Annotated in this window: 15 protein-coding genes and 1 pseudogene; 10 read left to right on the top strand and 6 right to left on the bottom strand. The window is 68.2% G+C overall.

Translation table 11 applies throughout. The annotated features are described in order from the left end of the window. Window positions 1–103: 103 nt before the first annotated feature. Window positions 104–2,011, bottom strand: coding sequence for an ATP-binding protein (locus GGQ61_RS16095; protein WP_183775031.1), 1,908 nt, complete (start codon window positions 2,009–2,011; stop codon window positions 104–106). Window positions 2,012–2,225: 214 nt separating this feature from the next. Between GGQ61_RS16095 and GGQ61_RS16090 the strand changes: the two genes are divergently transcribed. The 9 genes from GGQ61_RS16090 to ku all read left to right on the top strand — a co-directional run bounded on the left by GGQ61_RS16090 (window position 2,226) and on the right by ku (window position 14,429). Continuing rightward, the gene (locus GGQ61_RS16090) at window positions 2,226–2,561 is read left to right on the top strand and encodes a hypothetical protein (RefSeq protein ID WP_183775028.1); all 336 of its coding nucleotides are present in this window, start codon (window positions 2,226–2,228) and stop codon (window positions 2,559–2,561) included. A 64-nt stretch (window positions 2,562–2,625) separates the two neighbouring features. Beyond that, window positions 2,626–3,051 (top strand): hypothetical protein, encoded by a 426-nt coding sequence (locus GGQ61_RS16085; RefSeq protein ID WP_183775025.1) that lies wholly within the window; start codon window positions 2,626–2,628, stop codon window positions 3,049–3,051. Window positions 3,052–3,182: 131 nt separating this feature from the next. Beyond that, window positions 3,183–4,352 carry a phosphoserine transaminase gene (locus GGQ61_RS16080; protein WP_183775022.1) on the top strand — a complete coding sequence of 390 codons (1,170 nt, stop codon included), beginning with the start codon at window positions 3,183–3,185 and terminating at the stop codon, window positions 4,350–4,352. Between the two features lie 78 nt (window positions 4,353–4,430). Continuing rightward, the gene (gene serA, locus GGQ61_RS16075; RefSeq protein WP_183775640.1) at window positions 4,431–6,011 is read left to right on the top strand and encodes a phosphoglycerate dehydrogenase; all 1,581 of its coding nucleotides are present in this window, start codon (window positions 4,431–4,433) and stop codon (window positions 6,009–6,011) included. Window positions 6,012–6,531: 520 nt separating this feature from the next. Next, window positions 6,532–7,320, top strand: coding sequence for an ImuA family protein (locus tag GGQ61_RS16070; protein ID WP_183775019.1), 789 nt, complete (start codon window positions 6,532–6,534; stop codon window positions 7,318–7,320). Beyond that, window positions 7,238–8,764 carry a Y-family DNA polymerase gene (locus GGQ61_RS16065; RefSeq protein ID WP_183775016.1) on the top strand — a complete coding sequence of 509 codons (1,527 nt, stop codon included), beginning with the start codon at window positions 7,238–7,240 and terminating at the stop codon, window positions 8,762–8,764. The genes GGQ61_RS16070 and GGQ61_RS16065 overlap by 83 nt, the downstream gene beginning before the upstream one ends. After that, complete coding sequence (locus GGQ61_RS16060; RefSeq protein ID WP_183775013.1) at window positions 8,761–11,970, top strand: error-prone DNA polymerase; 3,210 nt, start codon at window positions 8,761–8,763, stop codon at window positions 11,968–11,970. The genes GGQ61_RS16065 and GGQ61_RS16060 overlap by 4 nt, the downstream gene beginning before the upstream one ends. A gap of 57 nt (window positions 11,971–12,027) precedes the next feature. Continuing rightward, window positions 12,028–13,521, top strand: coding sequence for a carboxylesterase/lipase family protein (locus GGQ61_RS16055; protein ID WP_183775010.1), 1,494 nt, complete (start codon window positions 12,028–12,030; stop codon window positions 13,519–13,521). A gap of 50 nt (window positions 13,522–13,571) precedes the next feature. Beyond that, complete coding sequence (gene ku, locus GGQ61_RS16050; RefSeq protein WP_183775008.1) at window positions 13,572–14,429, top strand: non-homologous end joining protein Ku; 858 nt, start codon at window positions 13,572–13,574, stop codon at window positions 14,427–14,429. A 6-nt stretch (window positions 14,430–14,435) separates the two neighbouring features. Here ku and GGQ61_RS16045 read toward each other — a convergent pair whose 3' ends face one another. From GGQ61_RS16045 to otsB, 4 genes and pseudogenes are all read right to left on the bottom strand, one after another. After that, the gene (locus tag GGQ61_RS16045) at window positions 14,436–14,846 is read right to left on the bottom strand and encodes an RcnB family protein (RefSeq protein WP_183775005.1); all 411 of its coding nucleotides are present in this window, start codon (window positions 14,844–14,846) and stop codon (window positions 14,436–14,438) included. A gap of 111 nt (window positions 14,847–14,957) precedes the next feature. Next, complete coding sequence (gene ligD / locus GGQ61_RS16040) at window positions 14,958–17,540, bottom strand: DNA ligase D (protein WP_183775002.1); 2,583 nt, start codon at window positions 17,538–17,540, stop codon at window positions 14,958–14,960. 28 nt (window positions 17,541–17,568) lie between these two features. Beyond that, window positions 17,569–18,951: pseudogene (gene otsA, locus GGQ61_RS16035) on the bottom strand (alpha,alpha-trehalose-phosphate synthase (UDP-forming)); the annotation flags it as partial. Beyond that, on the bottom strand, window positions 18,948–19,700 hold the full coding sequence (gene otsB / locus GGQ61_RS16030; protein ID WP_183774999.1) for a trehalose-phosphatase: 753 nt from the start codon (window positions 19,698–19,700) through the stop codon (window positions 18,948–18,950). The pseudogene otsA and the gene otsB, both read right to left, overlap by 4 nt. Window positions 19,701–19,876: 176 nt before the next feature. Here otsB and zwf point away from each other — a divergent pair, with 176 nt between their 5' ends. Further along, the gene (zwf, locus tag GGQ61_RS16025) at window positions 19,877–21,346 is read left to right on the top strand and encodes a glucose-6-phosphate dehydrogenase (protein WP_183774985.1); all 1,470 of its coding nucleotides are present in this window, start codon (window positions 19,877–19,879) and stop codon (window positions 21,344–21,346) included. Here zwf and GGQ61_RS16020 read toward each other — a convergent pair. Beyond that, on the bottom strand, window positions 21,343–21,531 hold the full coding sequence (locus tag GGQ61_RS16020; RefSeq protein ID WP_183774981.1) for a DUF5961 family protein: 189 nt from the start codon (window positions 21,529–21,531) through the stop codon (window positions 21,343–21,345). The genes zwf and GGQ61_RS16020 overlap by 4 nt on opposite strands. Window positions 21,532–21,567: the final 36 nt, after the last annotated feature.

The following is a 21,567-nucleotide window of genomic DNA, read 5'->3' as shown; positions in this document are numbered from 1 at the left end:
ATCCGCGTCGCGGGGAAGCGACGTTGATGGGCAAAAGACCATGGGCGACCTGAAACGGGTCTGAGGCCGTCGTTGTCTGTCGTTCAGCTTGATTGGAGGCCGGTCAGGCCGCTGCGCCGGCGACGGCGCCGGTGGTGCTCGAGCCGTTCGCCGCAGCTTCGGTCAGGGCTCGGCTGATCGCCTCGTAGAGCTTGGCGATCTCTATCGGCTTGGCCACGTGCCCGTCCATGCCGGCGGCGAGGTACTCCTCGACCTGATGCGAAAGAGCGTTGGCGGTCAGGGCGATGATCGGGGTGCGCAGGCGGCCGGCCTCGCGCTCGGCCGCGCGGATTGCGCGGGCGGAGTCGATGCCGTCCATGACCGGCATCTGGATGTCCATCAGGATCAGGTCGTAGGACCCGTCGCGCCAGGCCTCGAACGCCAGGCGGCCGTTGGCGACGATGTCGATGTCGATGCCCAGCGAGCCCATGACCGCAGCCAGTACCTGTTGGTTGGTCGGGTTGTCCTCGGCGGCCAGCAGGCGCAGCGCGCCCTCGTCGGTTTCCTCGGTCACTACCGGCGGGGCGATGGTCTCGCAGGCCAACTCGCCGCGCTCCAGCGGCAGCTCGACGGTGAACACCGAGCCCTGGCCCTCACGGCTCTCCACGCTGATTAGACCGCCCATCATCTGGGTCAGCTCGCGGCAGATGGCGAGGCCAAGGCCCGTGCCGCCAAAGCGGCGAGTGGCGGAGTTGTCGGCCTGGGTGAACTTCTCGAACAGGCCAGCCTGCTTTTCGGTGGCGATGCCGACGCCGCTGTCGCGGACCACCAGGCGCAGTACGCCGGACGGGCCGACGTCGAAGCGGGCGCTGACCTCGCCCTGCAAGGTGAACTTGACGGCGTTGGATAGCAGGTTGCCGACGATCTGGCGGATGCGGTCGGCATCGCCGCGCCAGGCGCCGCGGGCTTCCTCGGCGACCGAGACCTCGAAGTCCAGGCCCTTGCCCTGGGCGATGACCGAGAAAGAGTCGCGGGTCGGTGCGATCGCCGCTTCCAAGTCGAAATCGTCGACCAGCAGGGTCAGCTTGCCGGCCTCGATCTTGGACAGGTCGAGCACGTCGTTGAGCACGGCCAGCAGCAGGCCGCCGGACTGGCGGATGACGTCCAGGCGTTCGCGCTGAACCTGGGTCAGGTCGCCCATCGACATGACCTCGGCCATGGCGAGCACGCCGTTCAGCGGCGTGCGGATCTCGTGGCTCATATTGGCCAGGAACTGCGACTTCAGCACGTTGGCGGCGTTGGCCGCGTCGCGCGCCTCTACCAGTTCGCGAAGGGTCCGTTGCAGCGCCTGCTCGCGCTCGTCGAGCTTCGCCAATAAGTGGTTGAAGCTGTCGGTCAGACTGCGGAACAGCGCATCGTCGGCCTCAACCTCGACGGGCGCGAAACGCCCGCTGGCGGCGACGTCATGCATCGCCTCGGACAGCTTGAGCACGGGCGCGATCACCCGAGAGGCGAGTCCGCGCGCGAGGAACAGCGCGACGCCGACGCCGCCGAAGAGTAGCGCAAGGGTCAGGGCGACGAACTGCGGCAGCAGGGCGGTGAAGGCGGGGGTCTCGAAGGTCAGGTTCAGTTCGCCGACCTGGCGGCCTTCGGCCATCAACGGAGTGGCGATCACCTCGAAGGACTCCGAGGTCGACGGCTCAGGCCGCTCGAACCGGGCCACCGCGCGGCCGGAGCCGTCCTTCAGCACGGCGACGGTGACGCTGCCGTCGCTGCCGAGCGTAGCAATGGAGAGCTTTGCACCGTCAAGATCACCGGCGGCGAGGGCCGGAGCCGCGGCGCGCGCCACGACGTCCGACAGGGCGCGGTGGGCCTGGTGGTTCTGTTCGCGGGCGACGGCCCATTGCTGGAGCATGAAGGTCAGGCACGCGGCCACCAGGACGACCACGGTCGTGATCAGGGCCACCCCCGCCACGCGCGCGTGGAAGGTCATCTGGGGCCGAGAGACGGTGGTGCGAGGCTGGTCAGTCATGGAGCCCGAGCTTCATCCGAGCTCCCGATTTAGGCGAATTCTCCTAACGGTTCGCTTCCAGAAGGCTCGCCCAGAGCGCGAACTGTGGCGCCAAAGCCACGATCACAACCGTCGAGCGATAAAATCGTGGTTAACGGAACATGAATCTCCTAGGTAGAATTTAACCTCCGGTTTACCTTGACGGAGTTGGTTAATTTCCTCGGAGGGGTTCCCCATGGAAAAGGCGTTTGTCGCGCAGCGTGTCGCGACCAAGTTGTTCTCGACGGAAGCGGCGGTTGACCAAGCCATGGTCGAAGCCACCGAACTGCTGGCGGATCTGCTGAAAGCCCGTTCGGAAGTTAACGCCTCGCTCGTCTTCGCTGACGAAGTGCAGGTGAAGATGGTTGAAGCCATCAAGGCCCTGGGAGAAGCCCGGAGCGCCATGGTCGGCGCGCACAACGAGCTGGCGGAAGCCCAGCTGCGCCTCGGCATCCGCACCAAGCTTGGCTACATGGACAAGCCGGCCATGCGGAAGCGTGAAACCGTGACCGCGATGCGCGAAGTCGGCTGAGCCGACTTGGTTGCAATAGATTAACTGTTGCTGCGCCCCTAATGCGAGTTAGGGGCGCAGTGTTATGCCGACATCACCGATCGTTCTTGGCCTGATCGCCCTCACCTTGGGGATCTCGCTGCTGGCCCTCTGGAAGGGCGACTTCGCCGAACGGGTCGGCGGCGCCATCGTCGGCGCCAACGTCGTTCTGTCGATCCTGAGCGGGTTGCTGTTACCGGAATCGGCCCAGGCGCTCGCGCGGCTCACCCTCGACGGGCTCACCGCCATCAGCCTGCTGATCATCACCGTCAGCTTCGCCAGCTTCTGGCTCGGCGGGGTGATGCTGCTTTACGCCGTGCAGTTCAGCCTGCATGCGTTCTACATCGTCACATCACGCCCGGTCGACGTGCTCTACGCCTGGATCAACAACCTGAATTTCCTCGGGATTGTCATCTGTCTGCTGGTCGGGGCGATCGTCGGCTGGCGGCAGCGGCTCAGGCGCCCCGCCTAGGCGATTACGCGACGGTTCGCGTCGAATTCGAAAACTTTCGCTTGCGCCGCGTCGCGATCCGGAGTTTCTCCGCCGCGGGCCACACCCCCCCAACGGGGTGCAGCTCATCTGTAAGGATGGGAGACATCGCTATGACGACCCTCGCCAAGCCGGCCATGCGCCCGGCTCGCCCCGAGTTTTCTTCCGGCCCGTGCGCCAAACGCCCCGGCTGGACCCCCGAAAATCTCCAGAACGCCGTGCTCGGCCGCTCGCACCGCTCGAAGCTGGGCAAGGCGCGCCTGCAGGACGCGATCCAACGCACCCGCCAGGTGCTGGAGGTTCCGGACGACTTCCTGATCGGCATCGTGCCGGGATCGGACACCGGCGCCGTGGAAATGGCGATGTGGTCGATGCTGGGCCCCAAGCCAGTTCAGCTGCTGGCCTTCGAGAGTTTCGGCAAGGACTGGGTCACCGACGTGACCAAGCAGCTGAAGCTGCCGGCCGAGGTCTTGGATGCGCCGTATGGCGAGTTGCCGGACCTGACCAAGGTGCGCAAGGACGCCGACCTCGTCTTCACCTGGAACGGCACCACCTCGGGCGTCCGCGTCCCGAACGCCGATTTCATCGCCGCCGACCGTGAAGGCATCACCATCTGCGACGCCACCAGCGCCGCCTTCGCCCAGGATCTCGACTGGGCCAAGCTCGATGTCGTGACCTTCTCCTGGCAGAAGGCGCTGGGCGGCGAAGGCGCGCACGGGATCCTGATCCTGTCGCCGCGCGCGGTCGCCCGCCTGGAAAGCTACACCCCGGCCTGGCCGATGCCGAAGCTGTTCCGCATGACCAAGGCCGGCAAGCTGGCCAAGGACATCTTCGAAGGCGCGACGATCAACACGCCCTCGATGCTCTGCGTGGAAGACGCCATCGACGCCCTCAAGTGGGGCGCCCAGATCGGCGGCCTTGCCGAGATGCAGCGGCGCGCCGACGCCAACCTGGCGGCCCTGGCCGCCTGGGTCGAGAAGACCGACTGGGTGGACTTCCTGGCCGCCGACCCGGCGACTCGCTCGAACACCTCGGTCTGCCTGAAGGTGGTCGACGCCCGCGTGACCGCCCTGGATGACGACGCCCAGGCCGACTTCGCCAAGAAGCTGGCCGCGGTGCTCGAGAAAGAGGGCGCGGCCCTCGACATCGGCGGTTACCGCGACGCCCCGGCCGGCCTGCGCATCTGGTGCGGCGCCACGGTCGAGACCTCGGACATCGAGGCCCTGACGCCGTGGCTCGACTGGGCGTTCGCCACGACCCTCGAGCAACTGCAAGCCGCCTAAGGCCCTTCTCGCGTCCTCGCGACTTCACGCCCGTAAACCGTGTGGAGCCGAGGACGCCTACCCCTTATCCGCAAGGAAATTCCCATGCCCCGCGTCCTTATCGCCGACAAGCTGAGCCCGGCCGCCATCGACATCTTCAAGCAACGCGGCGTCGACGCCGACGTGAAGACCGGCCTGTCGAAAGAGGAGCTGCTCAAGATCATCAACGACTATGACGGCCTGGCCGTCCGCTCGGCCACCAAGGCCGACAAGGACGTCATCGCCGCCGCCGGCAACCTGAAGGTCATTGGCCGCGCCGGCATCGGCGTCGACAACGTCGACATCCCCGCTGCGACCTCCAAGGGGATCGTGGTGATGAACACCCCGTTCGGCAACTCGATCACCACCGCCGAGCACGCCATCGCCATGATGTTCGCCCTGGCCCGCCAGCTGCCGGCCGCCGACGTCTCGACCCAGGCCGGCAAGTGGGAAAAGAACCGCTTCATGGGCGTGGAGCTGTACGCCAAGACCCTGGGTCTGATCGGCGCCGGCAACATCGGCGGCATCGTCGCCGACCGCGCCAACGGCCTGAAGATGAAGGTCGTCGCCTACGACCCCTTCCTGTCGGCTGAACGCGCCGTCGAGATCGGCGTCGAGAAGGTGGAGCTGGAAGAGCTGCTGGCCCGCGCCGACGTCATCACCCTGCACACCCCGCTGACCGACAAGACCCGCAACATCCTGTCGGCCGAGAACCTGGCCAAGACCAAGAAGGGCGTGCTGATCGTCAACTGCGCCCGCGGCGGCCTCGTCGACGAAGCGGCCCTGCGCAAGGGCCTGGACGAAGGCCACATCGGCGGCGCGGCCTTCGACGTGTTCGTCGAGGAGCCGGCGAAGGAAAACGTGCTGTTCGGCGCCGAGAACTTCATCGCCACCCCCCACCTGGGCGCTTCGACCATGGAAGCCCAGGAGAACGTGGCCCTGCAGGTCGCCGAGCAGATGAGCGACTATCTGCTCACCGGCGCGGTCTCCAACGCCCTGAACAGCCCCTCGGTCACCGCCGACGAAGCCCCGAAGCTGAAGCCGTTCGTAGCCCTGGCCGAGCGCCTGGGCGCCTTCGCCGGCCAGATGGTCGACGTCGAGGTCAAGGCCGTGGACATCGCCTACGAAGGCGAAGTCGCCAACCTCAACACCCGCCCGCTGACCGCCGCGGCGCTGGCCGGCGCCATGCGCCCGATGCTGGCCGAGGTGAACATGGTCTCGGCGCCGGCCGTGGCTAAGGATCGGGGCATCACCGTCTCCGAGAGCAAGCAGGACGACTCGCCGATCTTCGACAGCCTGGTGCGGATCACCGTCACCACGGCGCTCGGCAAGCGCTCGTTCGCCGGCACCGTGATCGCCGGCGCCCCGCGCGTCGTCGAGGTCAAGGGCATGGACCTGGACGCCCCGTTCGCCCCGACCATGCTCTACGTCAACAACCTCGATAAGCCGGGCTTCATCGGCGCGCTCGGCGCGCTGCTGGCCGAAGCGCAGGTCAATATCGCCACCTTCAACCTCGGCCGCGTCTCGGCCGGGGAAGACGCCATCGCCCTGGTCGGCGTCGATCAGGATCCGGGCGACACGCTGGTCGAGAAGATCCGCGCCCTGCCGCACGTCAAGGAAGCGCGCACCCTGCGCTTCTGATCTGTCGCGGGCCGCGCCGCCTTGCCGGGCGGCGCGGCCTTGCGCACTTCGGCCTCCGCAGGGAGGTCCCATGTCCCAGACGCCGCACCAGCGGGCCAAGGCCCTGCTCACGGCCTGCGGATGAGCTTGCCGGGGGCCCGGGACGGGCTTTCACCGCGCGCTCTACGTGAACAAGAAGATGTTCGCGGTGTTCGGCGGCAAGGCCCAGCCGCTCGACGCCCTCACTCTCATCGTACAAGCAGCATGACTGGGTGGCCGCCTACGACATCCTGGCCGAGCTGGATACGCTGAAGGCCTGGCTGCGGAGAGGCGGCATGAGCCGCGACAAATTCACCTGTCTGTTCGCCGAGGGGCTGCGCTGTCTCTGGTGACCGACCGGCTGTGGGCGTTGTCGGCCGACCTGCCCATCGTGCAGCCTTCGATGTTGGGGGTCCGCTGCGCGGCGGCGCCACTGTGAGGTGCTTGACTCTCTCGCCGTCGAAACTAGAACAAAAGAAGAACTTCGGAGAACGAAAAAGCCATGTCCGGTGTTCGCGACAGCCGCCTGGCGGCTCTCAAGGCGAAGATCGCCGCCCTTGAGGCGGGCGGACGGGCGGACTCCGAATCCCTCCCGTTCGGGGCCGCCGCGATCGACGCCTGCCTGCCGGGCGGCGGACTGCCGTTGGGCCAGTGGCACGAGTTGCTCGGGGCAGGCATGGAGACCGAGATCGGCGCCAGCCCCGCCGCCTTCGCCGCCCTGACCGCCGCGCCGCTGGCCCGCCGCGGACAGGCGGTCTGGATCCTGCGACGGGACGATCTCTTCGCCCCTGGCCTGGTCGGGCTCGGCTTCCCGGCCGAACGGTTGATCCAGGTCTGCGCCCGCGACGAGGACGAGGCGCTGGCGGTGAGCGAAGACGCGCTATCGACCCTCGGCGTGGCCGCCGTCTTCGCCGAGGTGGAAGGGGTGAACCTGACCTCCGGGCGGCGGCTGCAGTTGGCCTGCGAAAAGCATGGGGCCACCGGCTTCATGATCCGTCGTCGGCCCTATGGCGGGCAGGCCCGCAAGGAGAGTGCGGGGTCGGCCGCCGCCACTCGCTGGAAGATCACGCCTGCGCCCAGCGAACCTGGGTCGGGAGAATTCGGCCTGGGGCCGCCGCGCTGGCGGGTCGAACTGGAGCGCTGCCGGGGCGGGCGGACCGGCGCGTGGCTGATGGAAGCCGAGGCCGCATACACTTGGGAGGCCGAGAATGGCCCGCATCCTCTGCGCCTGGTCGCCGAACTGGGCGATCGCCAACTGGCGCCGGCGGAACCCGTCAGACTCTCCGCCTGAACCCTTCGCCCTGGTCGAAACCGTCAAGGGCGCGCGCCGGCTGGCGGCGGCGGACAAGGCCGCCCGGGCGCTGGGCCTGTTTCCCGGGCAGAAGGCGACCGACGCCATGGCGCTGGTCCCTGATCTGGTCGTCGCCGAGAGCGAGCCGGAGGCCGACGCCGAGGCCCTGACCGCTCTGGCCGACTGGTCGGTGCGCTACTCGCCCGCCGTGGCCGAAGATGCCCCGGACGGCCTCTTCCTAGACATCAGCGGCGTCGCCCACCTGTGGGGCGGCGAAGCGCAACTGCTCGCCGACTATCGCGCGCGGCTGGCGGCCAACGGGATCTTCGTGCGCGGCGCGGTCGCCGACACGCCCGGCGCGGCCTGGGCGCTCGCACACTATGGCAAGGGGGCGGAGATCATCGCCCCGCCGAACGGTCAAGCCGACCTGCTGGCCTATCTGCCGCCGGCCGCCCTGCGGCTGGCCCCGGCGGCGGCGGCCCAGATGGAGCGGCTGGGGCTGCGGCTGCTGCTGCAGATCCTGGGTCTGCCGCGCGCGCCGCTGGCTCGCCGGTTCGGCCAACAGACCCTGGTGCGGATCGACCAGGCCATGGGCCGCGCGGAGGAGGCGTTGAGCTTCCGTCGCCCGCCGCATCCGTGGTTCGCGCGGCTGGCCTTCTTCGAGCCGATCAGCGCCTTGGAGGACTTGCAGCGGGTGACCTGCGACGTCGCCGCCAAACTGTGCGCGCGCCTGGAACAGGAAGGCCGGGGCGCGCGCCGCTTCCGCCTCGTATTCCACCGCCTCGACGGACGGGCCCTGCCGCTGGAGATCGGGACGGCGCTCGCGGCTCGCGACCCGGTTCGGATCGCCAAGCTGCTGGCGCCCAAGCTGGAAACCATCGACCCCGGCTTCGGGATCGACGTGGTCACCCTCGAGGCCGAGGCGGTGGAAGCGGTGTCCGGTCGCCAGGTCCGCCTGGACGCCGGCGCCGAGCCGGCGATCGAGGAGGGGCTGGGCCCGCTGGTCGACCGTCTGAGCAACCGGCTGGGGGGCGAGCGGGTCTGGAAGACTGCGCCTGTGCAGAGCCACGTACCCGAGCTGTCGGCCCGTCCGGCCGGGCCGCTGGCTGCGGTCCCGCCGCGCGCCTGGAGCCCGGAGGCCCCGCGGCCGCTGCGGCTGTTCCGCCAGCCTGAGCCGCTGGACCTGGTCACGGCCCTCACCCCCGACGACCCGCCGCGGCAGTTCCAGTGGCGCAAGCGCCTGCACCGGGTCGCCCGCGCCGAAGGACCCGAGCGCATCGGCGAGGAATGGTGGCGCGGCGACATCGACGACGTCAGCGTCGGCCACGTTCGCGACTACTACCGGGTCGAGGACCAGGACGGCGCGCGGTTCTGGGTCTATCGCGAGGGACTCTATGAAGCCGGCGCGCCGGCCCGCTGGTGGATGCACGGGGTGTTCGGATGACCCGCTACGCCGAGCTTCAGACCGCCACCAATTTCTCGTTCCTGCGCGGAGCCTCGCATCCCTGGGAGCTGGTCTCCGCCGCCGGCATGCTGGGGATGGCGGCGATCGGGATCACCGATCGCAACTCCCTGGCCGGGGTGGTGCGGGCCTGGACGCAGATGCGTTCGATGAAGGACACGCCCTTTGCGGTGAAGGCCCTGACCGGCTGCCGGCTGGACTTCGCCGACGGCACGCCGTCGCTGCTCTGCTATCCTTCCGACCGCGAGGCCTACGGCCGCCTTACCCGGCTGCTGACGCTCGGCCAGTTACGGGCGGAAAAGGGCGGCTGCGAGCTGCACTGGGGCGATTTCGCAGGCCACGCTCAGGGCCAGCTGGTGCTGATCGTGCCGCCGGCCCGCCTGGACGAGGCGTTCGAGAACCAGGTGGTCCAGATCGCCGGCGACCTGCGCGGCGACGTCTGGCTGGCGGCGTCGCGCGACTACGGTCCGCGCGACCTGCAGCGGATTTCGCGGCTAGCGGCGCTGGCCGAGCGCGCAGGCGCGCCGATGGTCGCCACCAACGACGTCCTCTACCACGCAGCCGAACGTCGCCCGCTGCAGGACGTGCTGACCTGCATCCGCGAGACCTGCACCATTCACGAGGCTGGGCTGCGGCTGGCCGCCAACGCCGAGCGGCACCTGAAGTCGCCGACCGAAATGGAGCGGCTGTTCGCGCGCTATCCGGGCGCGGTCGAGCGCAGCCTGGAGATCGTCGAGCGGATTGAGTTCGACCTCTCGCAGCTCAGCTACGAATATCCGGACGAGCCGGTGCCGCCGGGCAAGAACGCGATCCAGCACCTGCGCGACCTGACCTGGGAGGGCGCGCAGTGGCGGTTCGAGAAGGGCATGGGCGACAAGGAGCGCCGGACGCTCGAGCACGAGCTCGACCTCATCGAGAAGCTCGGCTTCGCCAACTACTTCCTGACCGTCCACGACATCGTCCGCTGGGCGCGCGAGCAGGACATCCTCTGCCAGGGCCGCGGGTCGGCCGCCAATTCGTGCGTCTGCTTCTGCCTGGGGGTCACCGCGGTCGACCCGACCAAGGACGACCAGGACCTGCTGTTCTCGCGGTTCATTTCGGAAAAGCGCGGCGAGCCGCCGGACATCGACGTCGACTTCGAGCACGCCCGCCGCGAGGAGGTGATGCAATACGTCTATCGCCGCTACGGCCGCGACCGCGCCGCCATCGTCGCCACCGTCATCCACTACCGCCCGCGCATGGCCATCCGCCAGGTCGGCAAGGCGCTGGGCCTGACCGATGACGTCACCGCCGCCCTGGCCGGCACCATCTGGGGCAGCTGGGGCGAGGAGGTGCCTGACAGCTACATCGTCCAGGCCGGGCTCGATCCGGCCAATCGCGAGATCCGCCGCGCGGTTCGGCTGGCGACGGAACTGCTGAAGTTCCCGCGCCACCTGTCGCAGCACGTCGGCGGCTATGTGCTGACGAAGCGGCGGCTGGACGAGACCGTGCCGATCGGCAACGCGGCCATGAAGGACCGCACCTTCATCGAGTGGGACAAGGACGACATCGACGCGCTGGGCCTGATGAAGGTCGACGTGTTGGCGCTGGGCATGCTGACCGCCCTGAAGAAGAGCTTCGACATGATCCCGCCGGAGGATGTGGGTCGGCCGATCACCGACATCGCCCACATCCCGCAGGAGGTCCCCGAGGTCTACGAGATGCTGAGCCGGGCGGACTCGGTCGGGGTCTTCCAGGTCGAGAGCCGGGCGCAGATGTCGATGCTGCCGCGGCTGAAGCCGAGGAAGTTCTACGACCTGGTCATCGAGGTGGCGATCGTCCGCCCCGGCCCGATCCAGGGCGACATGGTTCATCCCTACCTCAAGCGCCGCGACAAGATCGAACCGGTCGATTATCCGCGGCCGGGGCCGGAGCATCCGCAGGACGAACTCGAAAACATTCTCCGCAAGACCCTGGGCGTGCCGCTGTTTCAGGAACAGGCGATGCGCATCGCCATCGAGGCGGCGAAGTTCTCCGACGACGACGCCGACGGCCTGCGCCGCTCGATGGCGACCTTCCGCAATCTTGGCAGCGTCGGCGAGTACGAGACCAAGTTCCTGGAAGGCATGAAGAGCCGCGGCTACGACCCGGCCTTCGTCGAGCGCTGCTTCAAGCAGATCGAGGGCTTTGGCTCCTACGGCTTCCCCGAGAGCCACGCCATCAGCTTCGCCCTGCTGGTCTACGCCTCGGCCTGGGTGAAGTGGCGCTGGCCGGACGCGTTCCTGGCCTCGCTGCTGAACAGCCAGCCGATGGGCTTCTACCAGCCGGCCCAGCTGGTCCGCGACGCGCGCGAACACGACGTCGAGGTGCGCGGCCCCGACGTGTTGGCCAGTGACTGGGACTGCACCCTGGAGCCGGCGACGCGGGAGGGCCGTCTGCGCGCGGTGCGGCTGGGCCTACGTCAGATCAAGGGGTTCTGTGAGGATGAGGCCGATCGCCTGGTCGCCGCGCGCGAGGCCGGGGTGCGCAGCGTCGAGGGCTTCGCGGTCCGGGCCGGGCTGTCGCGGCGCTCATTGGAGCTGCTGGCCGAGGCCGACGCCTTCGCCGGGCTGGGGCTGTCCCGCCGCCAGGCGCTGTGGACGGTGAAAGGGCTGGCCGACGAAACCAGCAGCCTGAAGACCGCGCCGCTGCTGGCCGCCATGGGGGTCAAGGAGCACCAGGTCGAATTGCCCTTGATGAGCCTGTCGCACGAGGTGGAGGAGGACTACCGCACCACCAGCCTGTCGCTCCGCGCCCATCCGATCAGCTTCTTCCGCGAAAGCCTCAATAGCCTGGGGGCGATCCGGGCGGCGGACCTGAAGACCGTGCGGGATCGCAAGCTGGTCTCGGTCGGCGGGCTGGTGCTGGTGCGCCAGCGGCCAGGCACCGCCAAGGGGGTGACTTTCCTGACCCTGGAGGACGAAACCGGGGTCGCCAACATCGTGGTCTGGCAGGACGCCTTCGCCGCCAACCGGCGGCTGGTGATGACCGCCTCGTTCATGGTCGTGCACGGCCAGATCCAGAGCGAGAGCAACGTCATCCACGTGGTCGCCCGCCGGTTCACCGACCTGTCGCACCGCCTGGCCGAGCTGAAGGACGAAGACGGGCCGGCGCCGCAGATCCGCAATCGCGTGAGCGGCGGCCTGATCCGCAGCCGCGACTTCCACTAGGCCTTGACCACGGGGCGGCATGGTCGAATTCTCCGGCGCCGCTCAAGGGGGAACGCCATGCTGCGTTGGGGTGCGATCGTCTTCGGAAGCCTGGCCCTGGCCGGCGCGGCCCAGGCCGCCGACGGGCCGAAGGTCAAGGTCGAGAGCGGGGTGCTGGTCGGCGCCCAGACCGACCGGGCGAGAATCTTCCGCAACGTGCCCTACGCCGCCCCGCCGGTCGGCGACCTGCGCTGGGCGTCGCCCCAGAAGCCGCTGGCCTGGAGCGGGGAGCGCGACGCCGCCGTCAACGGCCCGTCCTGCCCGCAGAAGATGAACGCCGACGGCACGCCCAACGAAGGCAGCGCCAACGGGCCGACGAGCGAGGACTGCCTGCAGCTCAACGTCTTCGCGCCGCTGGAGGCCAAGAAGGCCCCGGTGATGGTCTGGCTGCATGGCGGCGGCCACAAGACCGGGGGCGGCTGGATCTACGACGGGCAGAACTTCGCCCGCGACGGCGTGGTGCTGGTGGCGATCAACTACCGGCTCGGTCCGCTTGGCTACTTCGCCCATCCGGCGCTTGGAACAGACCAGGGCGGCAATTACGGGCTGATGGACCAGGTTGCGGCCCTGCAGTGGGTCAAGCGCAATATCGCCGCCTTCGGGGGCGATCCGGCCAACGTCACGGTCTTCGGCGAAAGCGCGGGCGGCTCCAGCACCCTGGCCCTGCTCGCCGCGCCCGCCGCTAAAGGCCTGTTCCACAAGGCCGTGGTGCAATCGGGCGGCGGCTGGAGCGCGCCCGAGACCTTAGCCCATAAGCAGGAGGAAGGCTTGGCGCTGGCCGGCAAGCTCGGGGCGCGCGACTTGGCCCAACTGCGCGCTCTGCCGGCTCAGGTCCTCGCCGACGAAGGCGCCGGCGCCGATTACGGGCCATTCGTCGACGGCCGCTGGCTCAAACAGACCCCGGCCCAAGCCTTCGCCGCCGGCCGCGCGATCGACGTGCCGCTGATCATCGGGGCCAATTCCGGCGAGGACTCGCTGCTCGGCCGCCGCCTGCCGAACGCCGCGGCGATGGCCGCCGAGATTCCCGCAACGGTGAAGGCCGCCTATCCAGACGAGGCGGCCAATGGCGACGAGGCCCTGGTCCGCGCCGTGTTCGGGGACCGCTACATGGTCGGCCCGGCACGCTGGCTGGCGGGCCAAGCGGCGGCCGGAAAGCCGGCCTGGCTCTATCATTTCAGCTATGTCGGCTCGCGATTTCGGCCGATGGGCGTGACGCGTGCCGCTCACGCCGCCGAAATCCAGTACGTCTTTGAGTACTGGGGCCGGCGCACGCCGCTGAGCATGGTGGCGGCCGACGACCGGGCCATGGCCGACCTGATGCACGGCTGCTGGGTCGCCTTCGCCAAAACCGGAGCGCCCAAGTGCGCGGTCGCCTGGCCGGCCTATGAGGCCGCGGACGACGAGCTGGTCGAATTCGGGGCGGATAGCGGCGTGCGTTCTGGCTTCCGCAAGCGCCAGCTCGACGCCCAGGAACAGGTCGCCTTGCCAAGCCTGGCCTTGCCGGAGAACTGAATCGCCAAGCTCGGCGTTCTGAGACTCTGGCCGCAGGGGAGTCTTGGAACATGGCCGCGCGTCCGACATGGCAGGGCTATCTGCGCCTGTCGCTGGTGAGCTGCCCGGTGGCGCTCTACACGGCGACCTCGCGCAGCGCCGACGTCTCCTTCAACATGCTGCACAAGGAGACGCATAATCGTATCCGCATGATCCCCACCGACCCAGAAACCGGACCGGTCGATCGGGCCGATATCGTCAAAGGCTACGAAATCGAGAAGGGCCGCTATGTCGTGGTCACCGACGAGGAGATCAAGAACGTGCGGCTGGAGACGACCCGCACCATCGACATCGAGCGGTTCGTTGATGCGGCGGAGATCGATCGTCTCTACTGGAACGATCCCTACTTCCTGACGCCGGACGGCGACCTGGCGGCCGAAGCGTTCGGTGTGATCCGGGAGGCCATGGAAGGGGCCGGCAAGCTGGCCTTGGCTCGCCTGGTGATGCACCAGCGCGAGCGGCTCCTGGCGCTTGAGCCGCGCGACCAGGGGATTGTCGCCTACACCCTGCGCAACAATAAGGAAGTGAAAAATCCGGCCGAGTTCTTCGATCGTATTCCGGACGTGAAGGCCGATCCGAAGATGGTCGCCATCGCCGAAAAGATCATCGAGCAGCTGGAAGGCGCCTTTGATCCCAGCGAGTTCAATGACCGCTATGAGGACGCTCTGCGCAAGCTGATCGCTGAAAAGGAGGCCCACGACGGCGTCGTCTCGAAGCTTGAGGAGCCTAAGGAGGCCGAGGTCATCGATCTGATGGAGGCCCTGCGCCGCAGCCTCGGTGAGGGCGGGCCGCGGCGCAAGACCGAGCCGCGCGGGGGCGCCAAGAAGAGCGCGGCTCGCAAGACGCCCGCCCGAAAGCGGGCGTCCTGACGGCGGTTACTGGAACATCCCCACGATAACCGAGGCGATGACGCCGGTGGCTGCGGCGGTCAGGATCACGTCGTTGTCGACGCGGGTGTAGTAGTAGCCGCGGGGCGGCGGGGGCAGACGGTAGTAGCTGTAGTTGGTGATCCGGTAGCGGTCGGCGCGATAGGCCGGCGGCAGGCGGTCGCCGCGGTTCCAGTGACGGTACTGGTAGCCAGGCGGGCGGTGATAGGCGGCGGCGCGATACTTGCGCTCGGCCTTGCGGACGTCGCGGTCGTACTTGCGTTCGGCCTTGCGGATATCGCGATCGTAGTGGCGCTCGGCATGGTCGCGGCGATCATCGCCGCGGTACGGCTGAGCGGAGGCGACGCCCGCGCTGGCCAGGACCGACAGGGCGACGGCGGCGGTCAGAAACGTCTTCATAAGCTCTCTCCTATCGAACTGAGAGACATCATGAAGTGACGAGCTTGAGCCTGAGCTGAACCGCCATGGTTGGCTAAGGTTCATCTTGGCGGCGCAGCTGTGGCCGATGTTTCAGCCCAGACGCTTTATTGCGGTTTCAAGCGACCGCTCGCCATCGGCGTAGTCGGCCCAGGCGTTGGTCTTGGCCAGCAGCGCCGGAGCGGTGCGGACCGTATAGCGCCGCGGATCGAGCCCGGCGCGCACCTGGCTCCAGGTCAACGGAAACGACACGGTCGCCCCGTCGCGCGCCCGCGGCGACAGCGGCGCAACCGCCGTCGAGAGTCGATCATTGCGCAGGTAATCGAGGAAAATGCGGCCCTGGCGGATCTTCTTCGCCATCTTGGCGACGTAGAGCTCCGGTTCGTCAGCCGCCATCTGCTCGCAGAGTTTCTTGGCGAAGGCCTTGGCGGTCGGCCAGTCGAGTTCGCCCTTTGGCGGCGCCAGCGGGGTGACCACGTGCAGGCCCTTGCCCCCTGTGGTCTTGCAGAACGCGATGAGGCCCAGATCCTCAAGGCGGTCGCGCACGTCGCGGGCGGCTGCGACGACGGTGTCGAACTCAACGTCGGGGCCTGGATCTAGGTCGAAGATCAGCCGGCCAGGCGTCTCCGGCGCGTGAGGGCGGCAGTTCCAAGGGTGGTATTCGGCCGCTCCGATCTGGGCCAAGGCGGCCAACGCCTCGATGCGGTCGACCTGCAAATAGGCGGCGTGGTCGCCGAACACCTCGACCTGCGACAACAGCGGCGAGGCGCCCTTGCCGGCGTGACGCTGGAAGAACTGCTCGCCGCCCAGGCCGTCGGGAATGCGGATGATCGAGCACGGCCGGCCCTCTATGTGGGGCATCATCCAGGCGCCGACGGCCTCCAGATACCTGGCGAGGTCCAGCTTGGTCACCGGTGCGTCGTCGTCGGCGGAGCTCGGCCATAGGGCCTTGTCGGGGCTGGAGATGGTCACGCCCATCACGGTCGGATCGCCCATGCGCTTCCTCGGCGGCGGTGGATCGGGCTTGGCCGGGGCGACGGTCTCGGCTTCGACCTCGCTGGCCGGCTTGTCTTCGCGCAGGCCCTTGAACGCGGCATGCCGCACCGCGCCGCTGTCGGTGTAGCCGGCGAACTCGATCTCGGCGACCAGTTCTGGTCGTGCCCAGTTGATGTCGCCTTGCTTGCGTGGGACGCCGGGGCCGCTGAACGGGCTCTTGGCGGCGGCCACCGCTTCCAGACGAGGCAGAAGGCGGTTGACGACGGCGCTGCTGAAGCCGGTGCCGACCCGGCCTGCATAGACCAGCGCGCCGTCCTTGTAGCGGCCGACCAACAGCGAGCGCAGGCGGCCCTTCTCGCCGGTCCAGCCGCCGATCACGACCTCGTCGCCGGGGCGGAGCTTGGCTTTGCTCCAGGCGTTGCTGCGGCCCGAGCGGTACGGCGACGTCAGCAGTTTGGAGACGATCCCTTCCAACTTGAGTCGCTCGGCCGAGCGCCAGACCGCCTCGCCGGACGCATCGAAATGCTCAACGTACCGGATGAGGTCGTCGCGTCCGTCGAGCAAAGTCTTGAGCCGTGTCTTGCGGTCGCTCAGCGGCAGCTCTCGCAGGTCCTCGCCAGCATCGAACAGCAGGTCGAAGGCGTAGTAGATCAGCTCGTCGCTGCGGCCCTCCGACAGCGCCGCCTGCAGCGCTGCAAAGCTCAGCGTCCCCGCGCCGTCCATGGCGACCGCTTCGCCGTCGAGGATGCAGTCCGGAAGATCGGCGGCCGCGTCGGCGATGGCCTGAAAGCGCTCGGTCCAGTCCAGTCCCTTGCGCGTGCGCAGCCGGGCTGCGCCGTCGGCGACGCGCAACTGCATCCGGTAGCCGTCGAACTTCACCTCGTGCGCCCAACCTGAACCGTTCGGCGGCCTATCCTGCGAGCGGCAGAGCTCCGGCTCGATGAAGTCGGGCATCGCCGAAGCCTTGAGCTTCGCCCGGCGCTTCGCGGGCTTGGCCAGGGGCGGAGCGGAAGTTGCGCCGCGCGGCTTGCTTTGCCACACGTCGTCAGCGCGACCCTCACGGGCGGTCATGAACGCGGCCGGCGCTTCGCCCTTGCCGGCCGCGATGTCGGCCATCTTCCGGCCCGACGCGACCGAGGTGTCGTTGTCCCGGAGCAGGGCGTCGTCGTCTCCCTCGCGGGCGAACTGGTCGCGATGCTTGATCAGCAGCCAGTTGTTACGATCGCCGCCGTCACGGTCATGCTTCATCCGCACCAGCACGAAGCCGCCGTGCAGCCGCTCGCCCTCGAGAACGATCTTCAGGTCGCCCTTTTCCAGGGCGGCGTGGGCATCGGTCCCTGGTTCGGGCGCCCAGAAGCCACGATCCCACAGCATGACCGTGCCGCCGCCGTATTGGCCCTTGGGGATGGCGCCTTCGAAATCGCCATAGTCGAGCGGGTGGTCTTCGACCTCGACCGCCAGCCTACGTTCGCGGGGGTCGAGGGAAGGCCCCTTGGTCACCGCCCAGGACTTGAAGACCCCGTCCAGTTCCAGCCGGAAGTCGTAGTGAAGCCGGGTCGCCGCATGCTTCTGGATCACGTAGCGGAGGTGCTTGGCCGGCTTGACCTTCGCCCGGCCGCTCGGTTCCGCCGTCTGGGTGAAGTCCCGCATGGACTGGTAGCGGGCGAGCTTGTTCGCCATAGAAGGGTCCCTCGGCCGTCCGCGCGCGGTCAGGCTCGCGCGTGGCGGCGAGCGCGTTCACGAACGCGTCGCGCCATGCGGTGACGTCTTCCCGCTGGACGTTGTCGAAGAGAGCGCGCCAGCGCTCGATTCGCTCCATCCGGTCCATCGACAGCGCCCGGTGCAGCGCGTCGGCGATTTCCTCTGGACTGTTGGGATTGACGATCAGTGCGCTTTTGAGCTGGTTCGCGGCGCCGGCGAAACGCGAGAGCACCAGAACCCCTGGATCGGCCGGATCCTGGGCGGCGACGAACTCCTTGGCCACCAGGTTCATCCCATCGCGCAGCGGCGTCACCAGTGCGACCTTGGCCGCCCGATAGATGCCCGCCAGTTCGTCGCGGCGGTAGTTGCGGTTCACGTAGCGGACCGGATTCCAGTCGATGTCCGCGTACTCGCCGTTGATCCGCCCCGACAGCGCGTCCAGCCGGGCGCGGATTTCCTGATAGGCCTCGACGCTTTCGCGGCTGAGCGGAGCGATCTGCAGGAACAGCACTTCGCGGCGCAGCTCGGGATAGGAAGCCAGAAAGCGCTCGAAGCCGAGGAATCGCTCTTCGACCCCCTTCGAATAGTCCAGCCGGTCGACGCCGATGACCACCTTTCGAAACGCCGTGTGGGCGGACATGATGTCGAACGTGCGTCGCGCGATCGTGCTTTCGCTGAGCTCGGCGAAGTCCGCCGCGTCGATGCCGATCGGGAACGCGCCCGCCTGCACGACCCGACCGAACGCGCGCAACTGACCATCGCCCGTGACCACCCCGCGCGCTTCGTTCAGCACGTACTCCTCGAACGCCTGGCGGTACTCGGGCGTCTGGAAACCGACCAGGTCGTAGGCGAACAGCGCCTCGACCAGTTGGCGGTGTCGCGGCAGGGTGATCAGCAGTTGGTGCGCTGGCCACGGAATGTGCAGGAAGAAGCCAATGCGGTTCTTGACGCCTAGTTCGCGGAGCTCGCGGGCCAGCGGGATCAAGTGGTAGTCGTGCACCCAGATCAGGTCGTCGGGCTCGATCAGCGGGGCCAGGGTCTCGGCGAAGCGCCGGTTGACCCGCTGGTAGCCTTCGTCGAACGAGCGGTCGTAGGCGGTCAGGTCCTGGCGGTAGTGGAACAGCGGCCAAAGGGTCTTGTTGGCGTAGCCGTTGTAGTACTCGTTGAGGTCAGCCTCCTCGAGGTCGACCGTAGCGACGGTCACCCCCTCGACGCGCTGCAGATTCAGTTGGCCCGTGAACTCCGGCGTGGTCTTCCCGCTCCAGCCGAACCAAAGCCCGGAGTACTCGCGCAGCGCCGCGGCCAAGGCCATGGCCAGGCCGCCTACCGTCTCCTCGCCCTTGCCGGCGGGCGGGGTGACGCGGTTGGAGACGACGATCAGGCGGCTCATGCCGCGCCCTCCAGCCAGGACAACGCCTCTTCGACTCCTTCCATGCGATAGATCGCGGTGGTGCGGCGCTGCGGCCCGATCAGCACGCCATAGCCGCCCATCTGGCGGACTGCGAAAAAGCCGTGCTCGTCGGTCAGGTCGTCGCCCAGAAAGATCGGCTGCGCGCCCTTGAACGGGACCTCCGCCATGAAGGCGCGGATGGCGTCGCCCTTGCTGGCGCCCGGGGTGCGCAGCTCCACGACCATGTCGCCCGGTTGGAGGGTCAGGCCCGTGATCGTCGCGATCCGCTCAGCCAGGTCGATCGCCTCCTGGCCGCGGTCCGGGGCTAGGCGATAGTGCAGAGTGAGGCTGAGCGATTTGTCCTCGACCAGCAGACGCGGGTCGCTGGCGGCGAAGTCCTTGAGGCTGGCGCGGGCAGAGGCCAGGCCCGGATGCGGCGGCGCCTCGCCCACCACGCCACGGGTGTCGCGGCGGACCAGTCCGTGGATCGCCGCAGCGCAGACCACGCGGCCTTCGAGAATGCGGTCGATGTCGTCCAGCGAGCGGCCGCTGACCACCGCCAGCCGCCCCTGCATGCGGGCCGCCAGCCGGCTCAGCAGATCGTTGCGCCGCCGGTCAGGACCGACATCCTCGGGGCGCTTGGCGATTGGAGCCAGCGTGCCGTCGAGATCCAGGAACAGGGCCGAACCTTCCAGCGCCAGCCGGCTCGGCGGCCGTTCCAGGCCGATGCTCAGTTCGTCAATACTCATACGCGCCTTTACCCCGCAGCCGAACGACAACGCCCGACCGGGCGGTTCGATCCGCCGCAGGTGCGGCGCAAATCTTCCGCCGGAGGGAACGGTGTCCGTCAGAAGGACTTGACGTCGCATGTGCGAACACCGCTATGCGCACACGAAATCGTTTACTCGCGAAAAGGTGACAGCAGATGGCTGAACAGCCCCTGGCCGACGTGATCGTGCTCTTCGGCGGGACGGGCGATCTCGCCCAGAAAATGCTGTTCCCGTCGCTGTATAATCTGGATGCGGACGGTTTCCTCGGCGAGGCCTTTGGGATAATCGCCACGGCGCGCGCCGAAATGACCCGCGAAGCATTCGTCGCCCAGATCAAGGAGGCCGTTTCGGCGCGGGTCGGCGGCGGCGGGCTGGACGCCAAGACCTGGGCGCGCTTCGAAAAGCGCCTGCAGTATGTCGGCGCCGACGCCACCACGCCTGGCGGCGCGGCCGAGCTGAAGACGGCGCTCGGCGGCGCCAAGACGCCGATCTACTATCTGGCCCTGTCGCCCAGCATCTACGGCCGTGTCTGCGCGGCCCTGGCCGGCGCGGGCATGGCCGGGCCGGGCACCCGCATCGTGCTCGAGAAGCCGATCGGCCGGGACCTGGAGAGCTCGAAGGTCATCAACGGCGCGGTGGCCGCGGTCTTCCCGGAGGAAAGCATCTTCCGGATCGACCACTACCTTGGCAAGGAGACGGTGCAGAACCTCCTGGCGCTGCGCTTCGCCAACACGCTGTTCGAGCCGCTTTGGAACAACCTGACCATCGACCACGTGCAGATCACCGTGGCCGAGACCGAGGGCGTCGGCGACCGCTGGCCCTATTACGACGAATACGGCGCGCTGCGCGACATGGTGCAGAACCATATGCTGCAGTTGCTCTGCCTGGTGGCGATGGAGCCGCCGTCGGACATGGAGCCGGACAGCGTCCGCAACGAGAAGGTCAAGGTGCTGCGCTCGCTGCGCCCGGTCACCCGCGGCGACGTCCAGACGGTCAGCGTTCGCGGCCAGTATACGCCGGGTGTCGCCTCCGGCGCTGCGGTCGACGGCTACGAGGCCGAGCGCGGCCAGCCGACCGGCACCGAGACCTTCGTGGCGCTGCGCGCCGACATCGACAACTGGCGCTGGGCCGGGGTGCCGTTCTTCCTGCGGACCGGCAAGCGGCTGCCCGAGCGGCGCACCCAGATCGCCATCCAGTTCAAGCCGGTGCCGCACTCGATCTTCGAGGGCGCGGCCAAGGCCGACATGGCGGCCAACCGCCTGGTCATCGATCTGCAGCCTGACGAAGACATCGAACTGCTGCTGATGAACAAGGCTCCGGGCCTGTCGGAGCGCGGCATGCGCCTGCAGTCGCTGCCGCTGTCGCTGTCGCTGGCCAAGGCCTATTCGGGGCCCAACTCGCGCCGCCGGATCGCCTATGAGCGGCTGATCCTCGACGTCATCCAGAACAACAGCACGCTGTTCGTCCGTCGCGACGAGGTCGAGCGCGCCTGGGAGTGGATCGACGGCGTCGCCGACGCCTGGCGGGAATCGTCGATGGCGCCCAAGCCCTATGCGGCGGGCAGCTGGGGACCGGCCGGCGCGTTCGCGCTGATCGAGCGCTCGGGCCGGGCCTGGTACGACTAATCCAGGTCGATCCGGAAGCAGCGGCGCTCGCCGCTCTGGCAGTCGGTCAGTTCGACCTCGCCCTCGTGGACGAGGTCGGCGAACTCCAGTGCCGCGTCCTCGAAGCTGGCGCCAACGATCTCATAGGTCGCGCCGCCCGCGGTGCGGGCTTCGTAGCGGTGCAGGGTCTGCGTGGCATGGAACATGGGGCCGCCCTTTTCAGCGTGTCCCCACAGAGAATC

The organism is Phenylobacterium haematophilum (genome assembly GCF_014196295.1).
GTDB classification, from domain to species: domain Bacteria; phylum Pseudomonadota; class Alphaproteobacteria; order Caulobacterales; family Caulobacteraceae; genus Phenylobacterium; species Phenylobacterium haematophilum.
The sequence above is the reverse complement of the archived record's forward strand: the minus strand, read 5'-3'. Positions and strand labels throughout refer to the sequence as shown.